Below are 17,337 nucleotides of genomic sequence, written 5' to 3'. Positions count from 1 at the left end.
GTTAAAGGAATAATTATGGAAAAGCATTACGTCGGTTCTGAAATTGGTCAATTGCGTAGCGTTATGCTGCACCGCCCAAATTTAAGTCTGAAACGTTTAACGCCATCGAACTGCCAGGAGCTGCTATTCGATGATGTGCTCTCGGTTGAGCGGGCGGGTGAAGAGCATGACATCTTCGCTAACACCCTGCGCGAACAGGGTGTGGAAGTCCTGCTGTTGACCGACCTTCTCACGCAAACGCTTGATATTGCTGAGGCCAAAACCTGGCTACTGGAGACGCAAATCTCTGACTATCGCCTCGGGCCAACCTTTGCCGGCGACGTGCGCGGCTGGCTGGCAGATATGCCGCACCGCGAACTGGCACGCAGATTAAGCGGCGGATTAACCTACGGTGAAATTCCGGCGGCCTTTAAAAATATGGTGGTGGATACCCACACGGCAAATGATTTTATTATGAAGCCACTGCCTAACCATTTATTTACCCGCGATACCTCGTGCTGGATTTATAACGGCGTGTCAATTAACCCGATGGCCAAAGCGGCCCGCCAGCGTGAAACCAATAATCTCCGGGCCATATATCGCTGGCACCCTGCATTTGCCGATGGCGATTTTATTAAGTATTTCGGCGATGAAAACATTAATTACGACCACGCCACGTTAGAGGGCGGCGACGTATTAGTCATTGGCCGCGGCGCAGTGTTAATCGGCATGTCTGAACGCACCACGCCGCAGGGGGTTGAGTTCCTCGCCAATAGCCTGTTCAAACACCGCCAGGCCGAGCGCGTCATCGCTGTGGAACTGCCAAAACACCGCTCCTGCATGCACCTCGATACCGTCATGACCCACATCGACGTGGACACCTTCTCCGTCTACCCGGAAGTGGTGCGCAAAGACGCTCAGTGCTGGACGCTCACTCCGGACGGCCGCGGTGGCCTGCTGCGCACCCAGGAAACGGATCTGCTGCACGCCATTGAAAAAGCGCTCGGCATTAATCAGGTACGCCTGATCACCACCGGCGGCGACGCCTTTGAAGCCGAACGCGAACAGTGGAATGACGCGAATAACGTGCTGACCATCCGCCCGGGCGTGGTGATTGGCTACGAGCGTAACGTCTGGACCAACGAGAAATATGACAAAGCGGGTATCACCGTGCTGCCTATCCCGGGTGACGAACTGGGACGCGGCCGCGGCGGCGCGCGCTGCATGAGCTGCCCACTGGAACGCGACGGAATTTAAAGGAGCCATCATGGAACGAAAACCCACTCTGGTTGTGGCGCTTGGCGGTAACGCATTGCTGAAACGCGGCGAGCCGCTGGAAGCGGAGATCCAGCGCCAGAACATCGAGCTAGCGGCCCGCACCATCGCCGGGCTGACGGAACAGTGGCGCGTGGTACTGGTTCACGGCAACGGGCCGCAGGTTGGGCTGCTGGCGCTGCAAAACAGCGCGTACGACAAAGTCACGCCCTACCCGCTGGACATCCTCGGCGCCGAAAGTCAGGGAATGATCGGCTACATGCTCCAGCAGGCGCTGAAAAACAATCTGCCCCAGCGTGAGGTGAGCGTCCTGCTCACCCAGGTGGAAGTGGACGCCGCCGATCCGGCATTTACTAACCCGACCAAATACATCGGCCCGGTCTACAGCGAAGCCCAGGCAAACACGCTGCAGGCGGAGAAAGGCTGGGTATTCAAGGCCGACGGCAGCTATTTCCGCCGGGTGGTTCCCTCTCCACAGCCGAAACGCATCGTTGAGAGCGACGCCATCACGGCACTGATACAGCGCGATCACCTGGTGATCTGCAACGGCGGCGGCGGCGTGCCGGTGGTGGAAAACGCCAATGGGTATCACGGCATTGAAGCAGTGATCGACAAAGACCTCTCTGCCGCCCTGCTGGCGCGCCAGATTGAAGCCGATGCCCTGCTGATCCTGACCGATGCCGACGCGGTGTACCTCGACTGGGGCAAACCAACCCAGCGTCCGCTGGCACAGGTCACGCCGGAACTGCTCAGGGGCATGCAGTTTGACGCCGGCTCGATGGGGCCAAAAGTGGCCGCCTGCCGCGAGTTTGTCGAGGCCTGCAACGGTATCGCCGGGATCGGCGCGCTGGCCGACGGGGCAGACATTCTGGCGGGCGAGAAAGGCACGTTGATTCGCCACTGAACCGTATTTTCCCCTCACCTTCCCTCTCTCCCTGTGGGCGAGGGTCGGGGTGAGGGCACCAGACAACACCATTTTAAAAGGGACGACCCAATGACCATCAATCTGAAAAACCGTAACTTCCTCAAACTGCTGGACTACACCCCGGCAGAAATCCAGTACCTGATCGACCTGGCCATCGAACTCAAAGCCGCCAAAAAAGCCGGACGTGAAAAACAAACCCTGGTCGGGAAAAACATCGCCCTGATTTTTGAAAAAACGTCCACGCGCACCCGCTGTGCCTTTGAAGTCGGTGCTTTTGACCAGGGCGCACAGGTGACCTACCTCGGCCCAAGCGGCTCGCAGATTGGCCACAAGGAGTCGATGAAAGACACCGCCCGCGTGCTGGGGCGGATGTACGACGGCATCGAGTATCGCGGCTACGGCCAGGCCATCGTGGAAGAGCTGGGCCAGTACGCGGGCGTGCCGGTGTGGAACGGCCTGACCGACGAGTTTCACCCTACGCAGATCCTCGCCGACCTGATGACTATGCTGGAGCATGCCCCGGGCAAAACCCTGCCGGACCTGAGCTTTGCCTACCTTGGCGACGCGCGGAACAACATGGGCAACTCCCTGATGGTCGGTGCCGCCAAAATGGGGATGGATATCCGCCTCGTCGCACCGAAATCGTTCTGGCCGGAAGCCGGGCTGGTTGAGCAGTGCCGCGCCATCGCCAAAGAGACCGGCGCACGGATCACGCTCACCGACGACGTGGAGGAAGGCGTACACGGTGCCGATTTCCTCTACACCGACGTGTGGGTCTCGATGGGCGAGCCGAAAGAGGCCTGGGCCGAGCGCGTCAGCCTGATGAAGCCTTACCAGATTAACGCCCAGGTGATGAAAGCCACCGGCAACCCGAACGTCAAGTTCATGCACTGCCTGCCGGCGCTCCACAACGAACACACCAAAGTCGGCCGTGAAATCGAGATGGCCTACGGCCTGAAAGGGCTGGAGGTGACGGAAGAGGTCTTCGAATCACCGAACTCAATCGTCTTTGACGAAGCAGAGAACCGCATGCACACCATTAAAGCGGTCATGGTGGCGACACTCGGCGACTAATCACCGCCCGGCGCGCCACGGGGTGCGCCGGGTACAGGAGAACATCATGGGCAAGTTCAAGTTTCCCTCCGCTTACACCATTCTCTTTTTTCTGATTGCCGTTGTGGCGGCACTGAGCTGGGTCGTACCTGCCGGTCAGTATCAGATGGCAATGAATGAAACCCTCGGTAAAGAAGTGCCGATTGCCGGAACGTACGCGCACGTGGCGGCGCATCCGCAGGGGCTGGTTTCCGTACTGATGGCCCCCATTGCCGGGCTGTACGATCCCGTTTCCGGCCAGGCCGGGGCGATCGACGTCGCGCTGTTTATCCTGATCATCGGGGGATTTCTCGGGATCGTCACCAAAACCGGGGCGATCGACGCCGGGATCGAGCGCGTAACCACCCGCCTTCGCGGACGTGAAGAGTGGATGATCCCGATCCTGATGGCGCTGTTCGCGGCTGGCGGCACCATTTACGGCATGGCCGAAGAGTCCCTGCCCTTTTATACCCTGCTGGTCCCGGTGATGCTGGCCGCCCGTTTCGATCCGGTTGTCGCTGCATCCACCGTGCTGCTCGGGGCGGGGATCGGCACGCTCGGCTCCACCATCAACCCGTTTGCCACGGTGATCGCCGCTAACGCCGCCGGGATCCCGTTCACCAACGGTATCGCCCTGCGCGTGGCGCTGCTGGTGATCGGCTGGATCATTTGCGTGGCATGGGTGATGCGCTATGCCCGTAAAGTGCGGCTGGATCCGTCATGCTCCATCGTCGCAGACAAGCAGGAAGAGAACCTCGCCCACTTCCTCGGCAATAAAGGCGAGCAGTCGCTGGAATTTACCCCGGTGCGCAAAATCATTCTGCTGATCTTCGCCCTCGCCTTCGCGGTGATGATCTACGGCGTAGCGGTGCTGGGCTGGTGGATGGCGGAGATCTCGGCGGTATTTTTGGCCAGCGCCATTATCGTCGGGCTGATTGCCCGCATGAGCGAAGAGGAGCTGACCTCGACGTTTATCAACGGCGCGCGAGATTTGCTGGGCGTCGCGCTGATTATCGGCATTGCGCGCGGTATCGTAGTCATTATGGATAAGGGCATGATTACCCACACCATTTTGCACAGCGCGGAAGGGCTGGTCAGCGGGTTGTCCACGGTGGCGTTTATCAACGTGATGTACTGGCTTGAGGTCGTGCTGTCGTTTCTTGTGCCTTCTTCGTCCGGCCTGGCCGTTCTGACGATGCCGATCATGGCACCCCTTGCTGATTTCGCTAACGTCAACCGCGACCTGGTGGTTACGGCTTACCAGTCGGCCTCCGGCATCGTTAACCTGGTCACGCCGACCTCAGCGGTTGTGATGGGCGGTCTGGCGATTGCCCGTGTGCCTTACGTGCGTTACCTGAAATGGGTTGCGCCGCTGCTGGCGATCCTGACGGTGGTGATTATGGTGGCGTTAAGCCTGGGTGCCTTGTTGTAATTTGCCGGCTGGCACTGCGCCTGTCCGGCCTACGGACCGGTGCGGTGCCACCGGTTATGTCGGGAACTGATATGGGAAATATGATGGATTACGAAGACTGCTCTCCCAGAGAACAACTGCAGCTAACGGTGTGCCAGCAGCTGATCGCCGAAAAGAGTTATCTCTCCCAGGAAGAAATCCGCCGCGATTTGCAGGAGAGAGGGTTTGACAGCATCAGCCAGTCGACCGTTTCGCGTCTGCTGAAATTGCTCGGTGTCATAAAAATTCGAAATGCCAAAGGGCTAAAGATTTATTCGTTGAATCCTCAGTTGCGCCCTGCTCCCGATGCCGCGCGTACCGTTTCCGAAATGGTGGTGAGCGTGGAGCATAATAGCGAATTTATCCTTGTTCATACCGTGGCCGGATATGGCCGTGCGGTGGCGCGAATTCTGGATTATCACCAGTTACCGGAAATTTTAGGTGTGGTTGCCGGAAGCAGTATCGTCTGGGTCGCTCCCCGGGTGGTGAAGCGTACTGCGCTGGTGCATAAACAAATTAATTATTTACTCAGAACGAATTAATATTCATAAAGAACCGTTTGCATTGAGTAAAGTGTGCATTAAACCCCTTGATCCGAAAATCGAGCTGCGTATAATGCCCGACAATTTGCCGGGAGGAAGCATGGTCAAGCGTGTACGACATAACGTCTTACCGCGTCTGAAATCAGACGCTGGCCTGCCGTTTTTCTTCCCGTTGCACAATCTATTCCCAGAGCCCCTCATTTGAGGGGCTTTTTTTTGCCCGGCGTCAGGAGATAAACATGAATCCGCTTTATCAAAAACACATCATTTCCATAAACGACCTCAGCCGCGAAGAGCTGGAACTGGTTCTGGAAACCGCGGCAAAACTGAAGGCAAATCCGCAACCGGAACTGCTGAAGCACAAGGTGATTGCGAGCTGCTTCTTCGAAGCGTCGACCCGCACCCGCCTCTCCTTCGAAACCTCCATGCACCGCCTCGGCGCGAGCGTGGTGGGTTTTTCAGACAGCAGCAACACCTCGCTGGGTAAAAAAGGCGAAACGCTGGCGGATACCATTTCAGTTATCAGTACCTACGTTGATGCGATTGTGATGCGCCACCCGCAGGAAGGCGCGGCGCGTCTGGCGACCGAATTTTCCGGTGGTGTTCCGGTGCTGAACGCCGGAGACGGGGCCAACCAGCATCCGACACAGACCCTGCTGGATCTGTTCACCATTCAGGAAACGCAGGGCCGTCTGGAAAACCTGAACATCGCCATGGTGGGTGACCTGAAATATGGCCGTACCGTTCACTCGCTGACCCAGGCGCTGGCGAAATTTAACGACAACCACTTCTTCTTCATCGCGCCGGACGCGCTGGCAATGCCGCAGTACATCCTCGACATGCTGGACGAAAAAGGGATCCCGTGGAGTCTGCATGCCAGCATCGAAGAGGTGATGGGCAACGTCGATATTCTGTATATGACCCGCGTACAAAAAGAGCGTCTGGATCCGTCTGAATACGCCAACGTGAAGGCACAGTTTGTGCTGCGCGCCAGCGACCTCGACGGCGCACGCGAGAATATGAAGGTGCTGCACCCGCTGCCGCGTATCGATGAGATCACCACCGACGTGGATAAAACGCCGCACGCCTGGTACTTCCAGCAGGCCGGAAACGGCATCTTCGCCCGCCAGGCGTTACTGGCACTGGTTCTGAATCGCGAATTGGCTCTGTAAGGGGAAATGACAATGACACACGATAACAAACTCCAGGTTGAAGCCATCAAACGTGGCACCGTGATTGACCACATCCCTGCCCAGATCGGCTTTAAGCTGCTGACGCTGTTCAAGCTGACCGAAACCGACCAGCGCATCACCATCGGCCTGAACCTGCCGTCGGGTGAAATGGGCCGCAAAGACCTGATCAAGATTGAAAACACCTTCCTGACCGACGAGCAGGTTAACCAGCTCTCTCTGTACGCGCCGGATGCCACCGTGAACCGCATTGACGAGTACGAAGTGGTCGGTAAATCCCGTCCTAATCTGCCGGATCGCATTGAAAATGTGCTGGTCTGCCCGAACAGCAACTGCATCAGTCATGCTGAGCCGGTTTCGTCCAGTTTTGCAGTGAAAAAACGTGCCGATGACATCGCACTCAAATGCAAATACTGCGAAAAAGAGTTTTCTCATTATGTGGTGCTGGCCAACTAATTGAGGTTGGTAAAGGATCCCGGCCTCCCTATAATGGCCGGGAACATTTAATCAGCTGTTATTCTGGAGAAATCATGACCAAAGTACTCGCGACGGAAAATGCACCAGCGGCTATCGGCCCATACGTTCAGGGCGTTGATCTGGGTAGCATGATTATTACCTCTGGCCAGATCCCGGTGAACCCAAAAACGGGTGAAGTGCCAGAAGACGTGGCGGCGCAGGCGCGTCAGTCGCTGGAAAACGTACAGGCTATCGTGGAGTCTGCGGGTCTGAAAGTGGGCGACATCGTGAAAACCACCGTGTTCGTGAAAGATCTGAACGATTTCGCGACCGTTAACGCCACGTACGAAGCGTTCTTCACTGAGCACAACGCCACTTTCCCTGCACGCTCCTGTGTGGAAGTTGCGCGTCTGCCTAAAGACGTGAAAATTGAAATCGAAGCGATCGCCGTACGTCGCTAAGTTTCAGTCAGGGGGCAGCCGGGGCTGCCTTTGCGCCCGGCAGGCAACGCGCTACCGGGCGTTTTGCTACTGATTCCGCGTCGCCCGTAGCAGCGTCTCCAGCGGATACACCGCCGCAATCACCACTTCATCCTGTATTTTCGCCGCGTTATCCAGCTCGCCCTGAATAGAGGCAATCTCGTTGTCATCCAGCGTCCCCTGACGCGCCACCAGATCCGTCAGCCGCAGGCCAATCGAGGCCAGCTTATCCACCTCCTGAATAACCGGTTTAATCGCCTTCAGTGTGTAGCTGTTTTCACTTAATGCCAGCGCATCGCTGGTGTTGCTTTGCCAGCGGTTGAAGACGTGGCGCAGCGCGTCGGCGCTTTCCGTGTCTTCCGCGTCGCTGACCAGGCGGTCAGCCCATTTGTTCATCTGGCGCACCGTGGCACTTTCGGCGTTGAGCGCATCAGCAAACCGGTTAAGCGGTTCGAACTGATGGTAATTTCCGGCCTGGAACTTAAGGTGCTGACGGGTGTAATACTGCGCCGGCTCGATTGCCTGCGCGAGGATTTGCAGCGGAAGGGTATCGGCGTTATTCGCCAGACGCGTGAACTGCACCTGCTGCTGAGTATGCTGCTGCAGCCCGACCGAGACCGTCGACCAGCTGTCCATCGCCTGCAGGCGGGTGTACATATTGTCGACATCGTTAACGTCCTGCGCGGACCATAACCGCTCCGCCACCGCAAAGGTGCGCGGCCACAGACGGATATCCAGCACCGGTGCGACCACGTTTTCCGCCCACAGCGCGGCTTCCCCGCCGAGCAGGTTGACCTGATGAGCGGCGTCCGGTACCACCGGCGGGATGCCTTTGGGGATATCGTCCAGGCGCTTGCCGTCAATGGGATAGCGGGCATTGCCCACCAGGAAATAGCCGCTCAGCTTATCGTTGTCCACCGACACCACCGGGCGCGTTTCGCCCATCCAGGTATCGACGGTAAACGTCACCTGATTGTCGTCGCGCCACGCAATATCCTGTACCGCACGACGGGATTTCCCGGCGAAATCAATAAATCCACGCCAGCCGGAATCCCCTTTCACCAGGGTGAAGCTCCCCTCCACCGGCTTGCCTTTCAGACGCGGCATGGTGAATGACCAGCTCTGGGCGCTGTCGGTGTCGCCAATCACATCCTCGCCGTTTAACCCCTGCGGCACAATTTCATTGCGGTAGTGATAGGCGGTGGACTGGGGCTGATCGAGGTAAAAGCCGGTCGAGAGAATGCCTTTATAGCCATTTTGCGCCACCTGCCCCAGCGCGTCCTGGCCCTGCCAGGACTGGATCAAGATGCTTTTTGGCAGATCAGGATGAGCAATTTCATCCCAGCCCACCATCTGCCGGTGGTGTTTTTCGAGGATATTTTCCAGCTTGCGGTTGAAATAGGCCTGCAGGGCATGGCTGTCTGCCAGTGTGTTGTCGCGCATAAACTGCTGAATGGCGGCGTTCGCTTTCCACTGGGTGTCATCCACCTCATCGCCACCGATATGCAGATACGGATCGGGGAAGATCGCCGCCAGTTCACTGACCATCGCCTCCGCAAACTGATAGGTCGCCGCTTTTGTCGGATCCAGGACCGGTTTCAGCACGCCCCAGTGGCGCGCCATCTCATACGGTCCCGGCGCGCTCATCAGTTCCGGGTAGGCCACGGCAATCGCCGAGGCGTGGCCCGGCATGTCGATCTCCGGCACCACGCGGATGCCGCGTTCGGTGGCATAGCGCACAACGTCGCGCATCTGTTCCGGCGTGTAAAACAGCCCGTCGCTGGCGAGCTGCGTGAGCTTTGGATAGCGTGTCGAGCTGAAGCGCCAGCCCTGATCGTCGGTCAAATGCCAGTGCAGCACGTTGAGTTTTGCCGCCGCCATACCGTCAATCTGCCGCTTGATATCCGGCAGCGGGATAAAGTGTCGTGCCGAGTCAAGCAGCAGCCCACGCCACGGGAAACGGGGGGAATCCTCAATAGTGACCCACGGCAGGGAGGTGTTTTCCGCCCCGTTTTGTATCAGCTGGAGCAGGGTTTCCATGGCGCGCAGCGCGCCAAAACGGGTGTTGGCGGTGATATCCACGCCACTGGCATCGACCGTGAGCGTATAGCGCTCATCGCTGTCCGGCAGCGGCTGCGGCTTCACTTTTTTGGTAATGGCAATGCGGATAGTGGGCTTGTCCGGTTTAACGGCCTGCGGCTGTAGCGTCCAGCCGGTTTGCAGGGCGATGCGCTGGCGCAGACGGTTGACCGCGTCGCCGAGGTCGTCTCCGGTAACGCTGACGGAAAGGGTGTTGCTGAGTACCAGTGCGCCCTGCGTCGTTGGACGTTCAACCTTCGCAGGCCAGGGCATCAGGGGAAGGTCGCCTGCCGGAGCGGCAAACGCTGACGCGCCGAGCATCAGCCCGGCGGTTAAGAGACTGTACCGTAACATGAATGTTCCTTATCTGACGGGCCAAATAAAGGCAAAACATTCAGTTAACATGCGCTCATTTTGTCGTCAAGCGAATGCGCTGACGGAGATCACAGGTTGTTGAATTTGGGAAGAAACGTACCCTCTCCCGTGCCGGGAGAGGGGGGAAATCACTGCCACCCATACCGACGGCTATAGAAGCCTTTGACCATCTGCGTCAGCACCATATAGCCCGCGAGGATCGCCACCAGCCACGGGAAGTAGCTCAGCGGCAGCGCCTGCAGCTGGAGGTAGCTGGCCAGCGGCGAGAACGGCAGTGCAATGCCGAGCGCCATCACGATGCCGGTCATGACAATCAGCGGCCACGCGGCCCGGCTCTGGATGAACGGGATGCGACGCGTACGGATCATATGCACAATCAGCGTTTGCGACAGCAGCCCTACCACGAACCAGCCGGACTGGAACAGCGTCTGGTGTTCCGGCGTGTTGGCATGGAACACAAACCACATCAGGCAGAAGGTCAGAATGTCGAAGATGGAGCTGATCGGGCCAAAGAACAGCATAAAGCGCCCCAGATCGGACGGATTCCAGCGCTGCGGCTTCTGGATCTGCTCGTCGTCCACGTTATCAAACGGGATGGCGACCTGAGAGACATCGTACATCAGGTTCTGGATCAGCAGGTGCAGCGGCAGCATCGGCAGGAACGGCAGAAACGCACTCGCCACCAGCACGCTGAAAACGTTACCGAAGTTGGAACTGGCGGTCATCTTGATGTACTTCAGCATGTTGGCGAAGGTACGACGTCCCTCGATAACGCCCTCCTCCAGCACCATCAGGCTCTTTTCCAGCAGAATGATATCCGCCGCTTCACGGGCAATGTCCACCGCACCGTCTACGGAGATACCAATATCCGCCGCACGCAGGGCGGGCGCATCGTTAATGCCGTCGCCCATAAAGCCCACCACATGCCCTTCCCGGCGCAGCAGGGTGACAATGCGCTCCTTGTGCATGGGTGTCAGCCGGGCGAACAGCGTGGTGCGCTGCGCAAGCGTCGCCAGCGCATCATCGGAGAGGGGCTCAATATCACTTCCCACAACGACGTCACCCGCATCCAGCCCCACTTCATGACACACTTTGGCGGCCACCAGCTCGCTGTCGCCGGTAAGGATTTTCACGGTGATGCCGCTGGCCTTTAATGCTTTCAGCGCAGGCGCGGTGGTCTCTTTCGGCGGATCGAGGAATGCGATATAACCCTCGAGGATCAGATCGGATTCGTCGATACGCTGATAGTCCCCTTCGCGTGCAGGCAGGAATTTGCTCGCCACCGCCACCACGCGCAGCCCCTGACGATTCAGGTTATCGGTGACGCGCTTGATACGGCGCAGCATGGTTTCATCCAGCGGCACAATGTCGCCGTTATAGCGCACCTGGGTTGAGACATTGAGGATCTCCTGCAATGCGCCTTTGCAGATCAGCTGATGCACGTCCGGATGCTCGCTCACCACCACCGACATGCGGCGGCGCTCGAAGTCGAACGGGATCTCATCCACTTTCTGCCAGCGCCCGGAGAGCGTGCGGGCAGATTCTTCATCCACGCCTTCGAGCACGGCGACGTCGAGCAGGTTTTTCAGCCCGGTCTGGTAGTGGCTGTTCAGCCAGGCGCTGTGCAGCACGCGATCGCTGGTTTTGCCGGCGATATCGGTGTGGTTCTCCAGCACAATTTTGTCCTGGGTCAGCGTGCCGGTTTTATCGGTGCAGAGAATGTCCATCGCGCCAAAGTTTTGAATGGCATCCAGGTGTTTGACGATCACTTTTTGTTTTGACAGTTTGACCGCCCCGCGCGCTAGCGTGGAGGTGACAATCATCGGCAGCATTTCAGGCGTTAACCCCACGGCGACGGAGAGTGCAAACAGCGCCGCTTCCCACCAGTCGCCCTTGGTATAGCCGTTGATCAGCAGCACAATCGGCGTCATCACCATCATAAAGCGGATCAGCAGCATGCTGACGCGGCCAATCCCCTTCTGGAAGGCATTCGGTTCGCTCTCCTGCTCGCTCACGCGCCCGGCCAGCTGTCCAAACCAGGTGTTGCCGCCGGTAGCGATGACCATTGCCTGCGCCGTGCCGCTGACCACCGTAGTGCCCATAAAGCAGAGGGTGTCACACTCGAGCGGGTTCATCTGCTGCGGGTCGCGGGTGCGCGCCACTTTTTCCACCGGCAGAGATTCGCCGGTCAGCGAGGCCTGCGCCACGAACAGATCCCGCGCCTGAAGAATACGTAAATCCGCGGGGATCATGTCGCCGGCCGCCAGCTTCACCAGATCGCCCGGCACCAGCTGGTCGATGGGCAGCTCAACCCAGGCGTTCTCCCCGAGATCGTTAATGACGCGCGAGACGGTTGCAGTGTTGCTTACCATCGCTTTCAGGGCGTCTGCCGCGCGGGTAGAACGGGCCTCCTGAATAAAGTTCAGCAGCGTGGAGATCCCCACCATCAGGGCGATAACCCCGGCGGCAAACAGATCTTCGGTGGCATAGGAGATAATGCCAAGCACGGTCAGCAGCAGGTTGAACGGGTTACGGTAGCAGGTCCACAGATGCACCCACCACGGCGCCGGTTTTTGCGCCGGAATTTGGTTATCGCCATGCACGGCACGGATTTTTTCCACTTCCGCCGCGTTCAGCCCCTCCGGATGCCCGCCAAAGGCACGCCAGACTTCGTTTTCATCCATCGCCGCCACGTTCAGGCAGCGTTGGCTCAGGGAAGCAGGGATCGCTGCAGAGGCCATATTTTTGGCATTTGGCAGCGGGTCGCGCTGAACAAGACGATGTGGCAGGTGGCGGCTCAGCATCGCCTGCAGCTGCCGGGTGATATTTTTAAACATAGTCATTCCCCCGCGCCCGCAAACGCGGACACAGTATTTCCTGCAGGCGTGGCAAGGCCGTACCTGACAGGCACTTAATGTTTTAAGCAGGAACGTGCAGGACGTTGCTGCCTCACATACCGGTGAGACAGCACAAAGGCTGGCTTACCGGAAAGAAAGAACGCTCCCGTTCAGGAGAAGCGTGGGATCGGGATCCATGTCACCTCCGGTAAGTAAAAAAGTAGGGTGCCGCCGCGCAGTATAAGGATTTAACCGTACCGTTTGCGGCGATTCGGGCGGTATTATACTCCCCCGCAAATAAACCGAACGTAAACCAGACTTTGCCCATAGCGAAAACACGCTATAGCATTAGGCTCTACTGACCACGTTGTCATTGTTACAGGGAATACAGCATGCAGAACCGCCTTACGATAAAAGACATCGCGCGTTTAAGCGGCGTGGGGAAATCCACCGTATCGCGCGTGCTCAACAATGAGAGCGGTGTCAGCGAACGCACCCGCGAGCGCGTCGAGGCGGTAATGAATCAGCACGGTTTTTCCCCTTCCCGCTCTGCGCGCGCCATGCGCGGGCAAAGTGACAAAGTGGTTGCCATTATCGTCTCGCGTCTGGATTCCCTGTCCGAAAACCTCGCCGTTCAGACCATGCTGCCCGCCTTTTATGAGCAGGGCTACGACCCGATCATGATGGAGAGCCAGTTCTCCACGCAGCTGGTTGAAGAGCATCTGGGTATGCTCCAGCGGCGCAACATTGACGGCGTGGTGTTGTTCGGATTTACCGGCATCAAAGAGGAGATGCTGAAGCCCTGGCAGGCGTCGATGGTGATGCTGGCGCGCGATGCCCACGGTTTTGCCTCCGTCTGTTACGACGATGAGGGGGCGATTATTACCCTGATGCAGCGTCTGTACGATAAAGGCCATCGCCATATCAGCTACCTCGGCGTACCGCATGCGGACGTTACCACCGGCAAACGGCGTCACGAGGCCTACCTGACCTTCTGTAAACAGCACAACCTTTCCGCCGTCGCGTCTCTGCCGGGTCTGGGAATGAAACAGGGCTACGAGCAGGTCGCCAGCGTGCTGACCCCGCAGACCACGGCGCTGGTGTGCGCCACCGATACCCTGGCGCTGGGCGCGAGTAAATATCTCCAGGAGCAACGCATAGAGGGACTGCAGATCGCGAGCGTAGGCAGTACGCCGCTGATGAAGTTCCTGCACCCGGAGATTATCACCGTCGACCCGGGCTACGCCGAGTCAGGCAGGCAGGCCGCTGCACAGCTGATCGAGCAGATCAACGGGCGTGCTGAGCCGCGTCAGATCGTGATTCCCGCCCACCTTTCATAACCCTCGTTTATCAGTTTATTGTGATCTTCGCCTGATTTCGGGAACGTTCCCATTTTCGCCGTCACGCTGAAGGAGTAGGCTTGCGCTCAGGTCATTACCCCCCTCACCATCGGTCATGAGGTTTCATGATGAGTAAAGTCAAACAAGAAGATATCGACCAGTTGATTGTCCTGGTAGGCGGCCGTGAAAACATCGCGACCGTCAGCCATTGCATTACCCGCCTGCGCTTCGTGCTGAACGACCCGTCCAAAGCCGATCCGAAAGCCATTGAAGCGCTTTCCATGGTTAAAGGCTGCTTCACCAACGCCGGTCAGTTCCAGGTCGTCATTGGTACCGAAGTGGGCGATTACTATCAGGCTCTGCTGGCGACAACCGGGCACAGTTCAGCCGATAAAGAGCAAGCCAAGAAAGCTGCACGCCAGAATATGAAATGGCACGAGCAGTTAATTTCCCACTTCGCGGAGATTTTCTTCCCGCTGCTCCCGGCGCTGATCAGCGGCGGTCTGATTCTGGGCTTCCGCAACGTTATCGGTGATGTGCCGATGAGCGACGGCAAAACCCTGGCGCAGATGTACCCGGCGCTGAAAACCGTTTACGACTTCCTGTGGCTGATTGGCGAAGCGATCTTCTTCTATCTGCCGGTCGGGATTTGCTGGTCAGCGGTGCGCAAAATGGGCGGCACGCCGATTCTGGGTATCGTGCTGGGCGTCACGCTGGTCTCTCCGCAGTTAATGAACGCTTACTTACTTGGTCAGCAGGTGCCTGAGGTGTGGAACTTCGGTCTGTTCACCATCGCGAAAGTGGGCTATCAGGCGCAGGTGATCCCAGCCTTGCTGGCCGGTCTGACGCTGGGCTTTATTGAAACGCGCCTGAAACGCATCGTACCGGATTACCTCTATCTGGTGGTGGTGCCGGTTTGCTCCCTTATTCTGGCCGTCTTCCTCGCCCATGCGTTTATCGGTCCGTTTGGCCGCATGATTGGCGACGGCGTTGCCTTCGCGGTACGTCACCTGATGACCGGCAGCTTCGCGCCGATTGGTGCCATGCTGTTTGGCTTCCTGTACGCCCCGCTGGTGATCACCGGCGTGCACCAGACCACGCTGGCGATTGATATGCAGATGATTCAGAGCCTGGGCGGTACACCGGTCTGGCCTATCATCGCGCTGTCTAACATTGCGCAGGCCTCGGCGGTCACGGGCATTATCCTGGTCAGCCGCAAGCATAACGAGCGTGAGATTTCTGTTCCGGCCGCCATCTCCGCCTATCTCGGCGTCACCGAACCGGCGATGTACGGTATCAACCTGAAATACCGCTTCCCGATGCTGTGCGCGATGATCGGCTCCGGTCTGGCAGGCCTGGTATGCGGTCTGTACGGTGTGATGGCGAACGGGATCGGTGTCGGCGGTCTGCCTGGTATTCTCTCCATCCAGCCCGCTTTCTGGCAGGTGTTTTCCCTGGCGATGGTCATCGCGATTGTCGTCCCAATGGCTCTCACCACCGTGGTTTACCAGCGTAAGTACCGTCAGGGCGCGCTGCAGATTGTTTAACTTCATCTTTCGGGGCGCAGTTGCGCCCCTTCGCATTTGCAGGAACGCATTATGAATACCCTTCCTCACTGGTGGCAGAACGGCGTTATCTACCAGATCTATCCAAAGAGTTTTCAGGACACGACGGGCAGCGGTACCGGCGATTTACGCGGCGTCACGCAGCGGCTGGACTACCTGCAAACCCTCGGCATCGACGCCATCTGGCTGACGCCGTTTTATATTTCCCCGCAGGTAGATAACGGGTACGACGTGGCGAATTACACCGCCATCGATCCGGCCTACGGCACGCTGGATGATTTTGACGAGCTGGTCGCGCAGGCCCATCAACGCGACATTCGTATCGTGCTGGATATGGTGTTCAATCACACCTCAACGCAGCACGCCTGGTTCCGGGAATCGCTGAATAAAGAGAGCCCGTATCGCCAGTTCTACATCTGGCGCGACGGTACGCCGGAACAACTGCCCAATAACTGGCGCTCCAAATTTGGCGGCAACGCCTGGCGCTGGCACGCTGAGAGCGAGCAGTACTATCTGCACCTGTTCGCCCCCGAGCAGGCGGACCTCAACTGGGAAAACCCGCAGGTGCGCGCTGAGCTGAAAAAGGTGTGCGAGTTCTGGGCCGACCGTGGCGTGGACGGTTTACGCCTCGATGTGATTAACCTGATTTCCAAAGACCAGGATTTCCCGGATGACGCCGTGGGCGATGGCCGTCGCTTCTATACCGACGGACCGCGCATTCATGAGTATCTTCAGGAGATGAGCCGCGACGTCTTTACCCCGCGAAACCTGATGACGGTAGGCGAGATGTCGTCGACCTCGCTGGAAAACTGTCAGCAATACGCCTCTCTCGACGGGCGCGAGCTGTCGATGACCTTCAACTTCCACCACCTGAAAGTGGATTACCCCGGCGGCGAAAAGTGGATCCTGGCCAGGCCGGACTTCGTGGCGCTGAAAACCCTCTTCCGCCACTGGCAGCAGGGCATGCACAACAAGGCCTGGAACGCGCTGTTCTGGTGTAACCACGATCAGCCGCGCATTGTGTCGCGCTTTGGCGATGAAGGGGAGTACCGTCCCCACGCCGCGAAAATGCTCGGCATGGTGCTGCACGGAATGCAGGGCACCCCGTATATTTACCAGGGCGAAGAGCTGGGTATGACCAACCCGCACTTCAGCCGTATTACCGATTACCGCGACGTTGAAAGCCTTAATATGTTCGCTGAACTGCGGGCCAACGGTCGCGCCCCTGAAGAATTGCTGGCTATTCTGGCGAGTAAATCCCGCGATAATGGCCGCACGCCAATGCAGTGGGATGCCACACACAGTGCGGGCTTTACCGAGGGTGAGCCGTGGATTGGCGTTTGCGACAATTACGAGACGGTCAATGCCCGTGCCGCACTGGACGATACTGATTCGGTGTTTTACACCTACCAGACGCTGATTCGCCTGCGCAAAACCCTGCCGGTGCTGACGTGGGGAGATTATGAAGATCTGCTGCCCGACCACCCTTCCCTGTGGTGCTATCGCCGGCGGTCGCAGGGCCAGACGCTGATGGTGGTGGCAAACCTGAGCCGTGAGCGCCAGCAATGGATTCCCGCGTCAGTACAGGGGGCCTGGCGGGTCGCACTGAGCAACTATGCGGATGCTCCCCCTCAGCCCGACAACCTGCTGTTGCGCCCGTTTGAAGCCATCTGGTGGATACAGGAATAACCCTCAAGAGATACAGCAGGCTGTATCTCTTTTTTTTTATGTTTAGCGATACGCTAAATGTACG

The 17,337-nt window shown here is 58.1% G+C and carries 14 protein-coding genes and 1 pseudogene; 12 read left to right on the top strand and 3 right to left on the bottom strand.

The annotated features are described in order from the left end of the window. Positions 1 to 15: 15 nt before the first annotated feature. The 5 genes from arcA to AM379_RS10465 all read left to right on the top strand — a co-directional run bounded on the left by arcA (position 16) and on the right by AM379_RS10465 (position 5,263). Positions 16 to 1,236 (top strand): arginine deiminase, encoded by a 1,221-nt coding sequence (arcA, locus tag AM379_RS10485; RefSeq protein ID WP_020885388.1) that lies wholly within the window; start codon positions 16 to 18, stop codon positions 1,234 to 1,236. Between the two features lie 10 nt (positions 1,237 to 1,246). Next, positions 1,247 to 2,158 carry a carbamate kinase gene (arcC, locus tag AM379_RS10480; RefSeq protein WP_040018496.1) on the top strand — a complete coding sequence of 304 codons (912 nt, stop codon included), beginning with the start codon at positions 1,247 to 1,249 and terminating at the stop codon, positions 2,156 to 2,158. 90 nt (positions 2,159 to 2,248) lie between these two features. Then, positions 2,249 to 3,253: an ornithine carbamoyltransferase gene (argF, locus tag AM379_RS10475; protein ID WP_106503677.1), complete on the top strand. Its 1,005-nt coding sequence runs from the start codon at positions 2,249 to 2,251 to the stop codon at positions 3,251 to 3,253. A gap of 46 nt (positions 3,254 to 3,299) precedes the next feature. Beyond that, on the top strand, positions 3,300 to 4,703 hold the full coding sequence (locus tag AM379_RS10470) for a YfcC family protein (RefSeq protein ID WP_020885390.1): 1,404 nt from the start codon (positions 3,300 to 3,302) through the stop codon (positions 4,701 to 4,703). Between the two features lie 80 nt (positions 4,704 to 4,783). Continuing rightward, the gene (locus tag AM379_RS10465; RefSeq protein ID WP_025205741.1) at positions 4,784 to 5,263 is read left to right on the top strand and encodes an arginine repressor; all 480 of its coding nucleotides are present in this window, start codon (positions 4,784 to 4,786) and stop codon (positions 5,261 to 5,263) included. Positions 5,264 to 5,266: 3 nt separating this feature from the next. Here the strand turns inward: AM379_RS10465 and AM379_RS24620 are convergent. Further along, a pseudogene (locus AM379_RS24620) lies at positions 5,267 to 5,384 on the bottom strand (hypothetical protein). On the opposite strand from AM379_RS24620, the gene AM379_RS10460 reads away from it, so the two are divergent. The 4 genes from AM379_RS10460 (at position 5,364) to ridA (ending at position 7,370) form a co-directional block, all read left to right on the top strand. Beyond that, positions 5,364 to 5,468 carry a pyrBI operon leader peptide gene (locus AM379_RS10460; RefSeq protein WP_168769597.1) on the top strand — a complete coding sequence of 35 codons (105 nt, stop codon included), beginning with the start codon at positions 5,364 to 5,366 and terminating at the stop codon, positions 5,466 to 5,468. The pseudogene AM379_RS24620 and the gene AM379_RS10460 overlap by 21 nt on opposite strands. A 34-nt stretch (positions 5,469 to 5,502) precedes the next feature. Further along, positions 5,503 to 6,435 carry an aspartate carbamoyltransferase gene (pyrB, locus tag AM379_RS10455; RefSeq protein WP_106503676.1) on the top strand — a complete coding sequence of 311 codons (933 nt, stop codon included), beginning with the start codon at positions 5,503 to 5,505 and terminating at the stop codon, positions 6,433 to 6,435. A gap of 12 nt (positions 6,436 to 6,447) precedes the next feature. Next, positions 6,448 to 6,909, top strand: a complete 462-nt coding sequence (gene pyrI / locus AM379_RS10450; RefSeq protein WP_025205744.1) for an aspartate carbamoyltransferase regulatory subunit — start codon at positions 6,448 to 6,450, stop codon at positions 6,907 to 6,909. A gap of 74 nt (positions 6,910 to 6,983) precedes the next feature. Then, a complete protein-coding gene (ridA, locus tag AM379_RS10445) occupies positions 6,984 to 7,370 on the top strand; it encodes a 2-iminobutanoate/2-iminopropanoate deaminase (protein ID WP_014168399.1) in 387 nt (128 codons plus the stop codon). Positions 7,371 to 7,436: 66 nt separating this feature from the next. Here the strand turns inward: ridA and AM379_RS10440 are convergent, their stop codons facing one another. Beyond that, complete coding sequence (locus AM379_RS10440; RefSeq protein ID WP_106503675.1) at positions 7,437 to 9,821, bottom strand: beta-N-acetylhexosaminidase; 2,385 nt, start codon at positions 9,819 to 9,821, stop codon at positions 7,437 to 7,439. A gap of 149 nt (positions 9,822 to 9,970) precedes the next feature. Beyond that, on the bottom strand, positions 9,971 to 12,679 hold the full coding sequence (gene mgtA / locus AM379_RS10435; RefSeq protein ID WP_020885394.1) for a magnesium-translocating P-type ATPase: 2,709 nt from the start codon (positions 12,677 to 12,679) through the stop codon (positions 9,971 to 9,973). A gap of 392 nt (positions 12,680 to 13,071) precedes the next feature. Here mgtA and treR point away from each other — a divergent pair, with 392 nt between their 5' ends. From treR to treC, 3 genes are all read left to right on the top strand, one after another. After that, positions 13,072 to 14,019, top strand: coding sequence for a trehalose operon repressor TreR (treR, locus tag AM379_RS10430; protein WP_014168396.1), 948 nt, complete (start codon positions 13,072 to 13,074; stop codon positions 14,017 to 14,019). Between the two features lie 128 nt (positions 14,020 to 14,147). Beyond that, the gene (gene treB, locus AM379_RS10425; protein WP_020885395.1) at positions 14,148 to 15,566 is read left to right on the top strand and encodes a PTS trehalose transporter subunit IIBC; all 1,419 of its coding nucleotides are present in this window, start codon (positions 14,148 to 14,150) and stop codon (positions 15,564 to 15,566) included. Positions 15,567 to 15,617: 51 nt separating this feature from the next. Further along, positions 15,618 to 17,273: an alpha,alpha-phosphotrehalase gene (treC, locus tag AM379_RS10420; protein ID WP_106503674.1), complete on the top strand. Its 1,656-nt coding sequence runs from the start codon at positions 15,618 to 15,620 to the stop codon at positions 17,271 to 17,273. The last annotated feature ends 64 nt before the right edge of the window (positions 17,274 to 17,337 follow it).

Source organism: Enterobacter cloacae complex sp. FDA-CDC-AR_0132 (genome assembly GCF_003010695.1).
Taxonomy (GTDB): domain Bacteria; phylum Pseudomonadota; class Gammaproteobacteria; order Enterobacterales; family Enterobacteriaceae; genus Enterobacter; species Enterobacter ludwigii.
Note: the sequence above shows the minus strand (reverse complement) of the source record. Positions and strands in the feature narration are given on the sequence as shown.